Source organism: Bradyrhizobium sp., from assembly GCF_035701725.1.
Lineage (GTDB): Bacteria > Pseudomonadota > Alphaproteobacteria > Rhizobiales > Xanthobacteraceae > Bradyrhizobium.
This window is the reverse complement of record NZ_DASSRP010000382.1, coordinates 1-3,327: the sequence shown is the minus strand read 5'-3', so window position 1 is coordinate 3,327 and position 3,327 is coordinate 1. Positions and strand designations below refer to the sequence as shown.

The following is a 3,327-nucleotide window of genomic DNA, read 5'->3' as shown; positions in this document are numbered from 1 at the left end:
GGAAGCGCGCGGCCAGACCGCGCAGCAGGAGCGCGAGGGCCGCTCGCATGTGGGTGCCCGCCGCAAACGTGAGAGCACCAAGGCGATGTCAGGCCGCAACGCGCGAAAGCAGACCGCCCGCGGACACCGTGCCGCGGTCGCGCGCGCGCGCAAGCCCGACGGGCACACCCGCCAGGAACTTTACGAGCGGGCGAAGCGGCGGCATGTGGAAGGGCGATCGAAGATGAGCAAACGGCAGCTGGAAAACGCGCTCGGCCTTTCCTGAGCGATCTGCAACATCGTGGCGGGAAGAAGAATGCCGCTCCGCAGTGCGGGAGCGGCATTCTGATCGATCTTGTTCAGACAGCGAGTTCAGACGACCGGGACGCCGTAATACTCGTCGACCATCTTGCCGGCGGCATCATTGCTCCAATCCCAATCGCGCTCGTTGCTGTACTTGGGGGCGTCCTGAAGCTGCTGTTCGGTCACGCCGGTGACATAGCCGCCGAGCCGCGTGTCGTATTTCAGCGATTGCCAGGGAAGCGGGTAGTGGTCGTTGCCGAGCCCGAGGATTCCACCGAAGCCGAGCACGGCATACGACACCCGTCCGCTCTTCTTGTCGATCATCACCCGTTCGATCGATCCGATCTTGCTGTCGTCGGCGCCATAGACCGCGGTGCCTTCGACCTTGTCGCTGCCGATGAGATTGCCGATTTCGTTTTCATTCGATGCCATAGGAGGTCTCCATTCAACCGATGAACTTCGCCAACCGTGCAGTCGTTCGATGGTTCCTGCGGCCTGTTGGCGCCGGCGCTCGATCGCGGTCTAGCCCGAGGGGGCATCGCCACTGTCGTCGGGCGCCATGCCGGAGCCTGGCGTTTTCTGCGCATCGCTGAGCTTGGGGTCGCGTGTCGCTTCGCGGCTTGCCGACTTCTTCGGATCGGAGCGATGAGCGCTTTGCGCGCGCGCCTTGTCGGTCGGCTGTTCTTCCGCGCGCTCGCGCGCGATGCCCTGGTCGGAATGTCTTGTCATGCTGATCTCCGTGAAGCTCTGATCTCCCTGATTTCCAGCACGCCGACCCGCTGAGAGGCGGCTGTTGGAACCGCTTTCGCGCACGATGGCGGCGAAGGCCGAAAGCAGGGGTGCTACGCGCTGAAAGGCGTCGCGTTCCAATCGTCGCGGCCTATCATAGGTTAAGGACGCTTGCGCGGAACCCGCCTAGCATTCAGGTTCCCTCAGGGACTTCGGAGGTGGCAATGTTGATCGAAGGGGCATTTGACTCGCGCGCGCTCGCCAACATGAACATCGCGCTCGATCGCGTCTGCGAGAAAATCGCGAACGGCGAGAAGCACATGGTGCGCAAGCGTGTCGCCAAGCAGATCATCAAATGCGCGCGCAGCGGCAGGACCACGCTCGGTGATCTGACGGCTGCGGGCCGTCGCGCCCTGATCGAGGTTGTGCCCTCAATGAAATAGCGTCGGCTCGGGCCGTCTCGCGCTGTCGATGGTCACGACCACAGGCCCGGCCGGAGTGGATGCCCGCTCCAGCCATTTCGTCGCTTGGTCGAACCAATAGGCGCGGTTGAGCGGATCTGTTTCGGCCTGCTCGCGAAAGATCCGCGCCTGCGCCAGGCAGGCTTGCCTGCGATCCGGCATCTTCACAGCGGCGGGCTCATGCCGCGCGTCATCAGCCATCCGTTGATGCGCCGTGCGACCTCGGCCTGCCTTGCTTTCTTCAGAAGGATTTCCCGCGCGGCCCCTTGCGGCAGCATCTGCGCGCTCTGCCGCGCGTCCCTGGCGGCGATCTTCAGCCTGTCGTCAAAGGAAACGGTTTGCTTCCGCCGGGTCCGCCTCACGATCATGGAGCCTCCATCTTTGTTGGTGCAACTTGGCGTCATGCAGCCAGGTCGTCGCCAACCTATGTTACCGCGTGGTCGTAAATACGGATGGCCGGCTTTGGAACTCCATCACGATGGCGTGCGCGCAACTGCGCCGATCAAATAGGAACGCCGCCATTGCCCCGCGATTGATCGCAAGCCTCCCTAACGGCAGGGAACGACGGGTACGGCCATGGGTCTTGAGTCTCTCTTCTTCATCGGCGCCTTCATTCTGCTTGTCGCGCTGATCTACGGCGTCCTGAGCTATCGCTATCGGAGCCGCGCGGCCGTCCGCGCCGGCGGTGATATCGCCGCCGAGCGTTATCGCCGCGACGAAACCTAGTGGAGTGGATTTGACATTCGCTGTCCGCCTGGCCACGAGTTCTAGCAGCGCATGTCAAATCCAAAACTCCGCTAGAAACCAAAATTTGTTGCTCGTGGTCCTTTGATTCTAACATTTGCAAAAGTGCCTGCTGCGACCGGCTGCGAATGTTAGAATCGGACCACCAGACTGCGGGAAGGCTGCGCGATGCTGGACACGCCGGCTCTGGTCGAGAATGTTCACGGCGATCTCGGCGATCGCGGCTTTTTTGTCGCGCCGCTTGACGATCTCGTCACGTGGGCGCGTTCGGGATCGCTGATGTGGATGACGTTTGGACTTGCGTGTTGTGCGATCGAGCAGATGCAGGTGTCGATGCCGCGCTATGACATGGAGCGCTTCGGTGCGGCGCCGCGCGCGTCCCCGCGTCAGTCGGACGTCATGATCGTGTCGGGCACGCTATGCAACAAGATGGCGCCGGCCCTGCGCAAGGTCTATGACCAGATGCCGGAGCCGCGCTACGTGATCTCGATGGGCTCGTGCGCGAACGGCGGTGGCTATTATCATTATTCGTATTCGGTCGTGCGCGGCTGTGACCGGATCGTGCCCGTGGACATTTATGTTCCCGGCTGTCCGCCGACGGCTGAAGCGCTGCTCTACGGCCTCTTGCTGCTGCAAAAGAAAATCCGGCGTACCGGCCGCATCGAGCGCTAGCGAGACGCGCGGCAAGAAGGCGCCGGCGGAAATTGGTCAGTACCTTTCAGTAGCCTTGCGCGAGGCCGGTGCCGCGGCGCGGATCGTTGGCGCCGTAATATCTGTTGCGGCCGACCGGCTTTCCGTCGAGGCTCGGCGCACCGACCATGATCGCGGCGACATGGTTGGCGGGCAGCGAATCGTCAAACCGGTAACCCATGCCCTCGAGAATCCTGCGCGTGTCGGGTGAAACCGCGCGCGGCTCGGTATTGGTCACGTCCGGAAACCACTGATGATGCAGGCGAGGGGCATCGACCGCTTCCTGGATGTTCATCCGGTAGTCGACGACGTTCAGGATGGTTTGCAGCACGGTGGTGATGATGCGCCTGCCGCCCGGTGTCCCAAGAACCAGCACGGTTTTGCCGTCCTTGGTGATGATCGTCGGGCTCATCGAACTTAG

The 3,327-nt window shown here is 62.6% G+C and carries 7 protein-coding genes and 1 pseudogene; 4 read left to right on the top strand and 4 right to left on the bottom strand.

Features of this window, described 5'->3' with window-relative positions:
- A pseudogene (locus VFL62_RS23165) lies at nucleotides 1-265 on the top strand (hypothetical protein); the annotation flags it as partial.
- Nucleotides 266-351: 86 nt separating this feature from the next.
- Here VFL62_RS23165 and VFL62_RS23160 read toward each other — a convergent pair.
- On the bottom strand, nucleotides 352-714 hold the full coding sequence (locus VFL62_RS23160; protein WP_325174726.1) for a PRC-barrel domain-containing protein: 363 nt from the start codon (nucleotides 712-714) through the stop codon (nucleotides 352-354).
- Nucleotides 715-804: 90 nt separating this feature from the next.
- On the bottom strand, nucleotides 805-1,011 hold the full coding sequence (locus VFL62_RS23155; RefSeq protein WP_325174725.1) for a hypothetical protein: 207 nt from the start codon (nucleotides 1,009-1,011) through the stop codon (nucleotides 805-807).
- Between the two features lie 224 nt (nucleotides 1,012-1,235).
- Here VFL62_RS23155 and VFL62_RS23150 point away from each other — a divergent pair, with 224 nt between their 5' ends.
- Nucleotides 1,236-1,454, top strand: a complete 219-nt coding sequence (locus VFL62_RS23150) for a hypothetical protein (protein ID WP_325174724.1) — start codon at nucleotides 1,236-1,238, stop codon at nucleotides 1,452-1,454.
- Nucleotides 1,455-1,636: 182 nt separating this feature from the next.
- Here the strand turns inward: VFL62_RS23150 and VFL62_RS23145 are convergent, their stop codons facing one another.
- Entirely contained in the window at nucleotides 1,637-1,840 is a 204-nt protein-coding gene (locus VFL62_RS23145; RefSeq protein ID WP_325174723.1) for a hypothetical protein, read from the bottom strand.
- 208 nt (nucleotides 1,841-2,048) lie between these two features.
- On the opposite strand from VFL62_RS23145, the gene VFL62_RS23140 reads away from it, so the two are divergent.
- Nucleotides 2,049-2,198 carry a hypothetical protein gene (locus VFL62_RS23140; protein WP_325174722.1) on the top strand — a complete coding sequence of 50 codons (150 nt, stop codon included), beginning with the start codon at nucleotides 2,049-2,051 and terminating at the stop codon, nucleotides 2,196-2,198.
- A 168-nt stretch (nucleotides 2,199-2,366) separates the two neighbouring features.
- Nucleotides 2,367-2,888 (top strand): NuoB/complex I 20 kDa subunit family protein, encoded by a 522-nt coding sequence (locus tag VFL62_RS23135; protein ID WP_414644819.1) that lies wholly within the window; start codon nucleotides 2,367-2,369, stop codon nucleotides 2,886-2,888.
- Nucleotides 2,889-2,934: 46 nt separating this feature from the next.
- Here the strand turns inward: VFL62_RS23135 and VFL62_RS23130 are convergent.
- The coding region (locus VFL62_RS23130; RefSeq protein ID WP_325174721.1) for a gamma-glutamyltransferase at nucleotides 2,935-3,327 on the bottom strand (393 nt) is incomplete at its 5' end.

Bases quoted from the DNA above. Each gene is read 5' to 3' on its own strand.
- VFL62_RS23160 (WP_325174726.1), bottom strand. From the start codon at position 714: ATGGCATCGAATGAAAACGAAATCGGCAATCTCATCGGCAGCGACAAG.
- VFL62_RS23155 (WP_325174725.1), bottom strand. From the start codon at position 1,011: ATGACAAGACATTCCGACCAGGGCATCGCGCGCGAGCGCGCGGAAGAA.
- VFL62_RS23150 (WP_325174724.1), top strand. From the start codon at position 1,236: ATGTTGATCGAAGGGGCATTTGACTCGCGCGCGCTCGCCAACATGAAC.
- VFL62_RS23145 (WP_325174723.1), bottom strand. From the start codon at position 1,840: ATGATCGTGAGGCGGACCCGGCGGAAGCAAACCGTTTCCTTTGACGAC.
- VFL62_RS23140 (WP_325174722.1), top strand. From the start codon at position 2,049: ATGGGTCTTGAGTCTCTCTTCTTCATCGGCGCCTTCATTCTGCTTGTC.